A 515-nucleotide genomic window follows, 5' to 3' on the forward strand; every position below is an offset into this window, starting at 1 on the left:
GTCTTCTTTGTTTACAGTATATTGTATAGCTGATCCAGGACCTATATTAGGTCCAAATTCAACGGTATCCAATGTAATCTGCTCACCATTAGAGCTACCCCCTGCCGCGCCGGAGCTGCCCGCTACTTTAGTGCTTTTTAAATAAGATAATTTTGGAGACGGACCGGCAATGTATTCAAGAATAATTGCCTGTCCTGACGCTTCTACCGCCCCGGGAGCCAACCCTGCCGCGCCCGCGACGCTTGACGCGGTATTCAAAGCGCCCCCGACAGCCGCGCCGCCGGGGATAAAGCTTGCGGCCTTTCCTGCGGTTTTAGCGGCGGCCCCCGGCCATATATGGGTTTGTTTAAGCGTCAAGATAGAGCCGGTTGCGGTATTCTCAACTTCCGTAACGCCAGTCGAAAAATTCTCCCCGTTTAACAGCGCCGTCCATTTATCGTTGTTGAATTGAAATTTTAAACTGTTTCCGGCTATTGTAATCGCCGGCAAGGAATTGAGGATCTTGCTCTTATACA

Annotated in this window: 1 protein-coding gene; it reads right to left on the bottom strand. The window is 50.3% G+C overall.

The features are described 5' to 3' along the window. Window positions 1-515, bottom strand: a 515-nt coding sequence (locus ACYVRH_RS14425; RefSeq protein WP_461257561.1) for a hypothetical protein, incomplete at both ends; no start/stop codon positions are given.

Source organism: Treponema sp. R80B11-R83G3 (assembly GCF_054786115.1).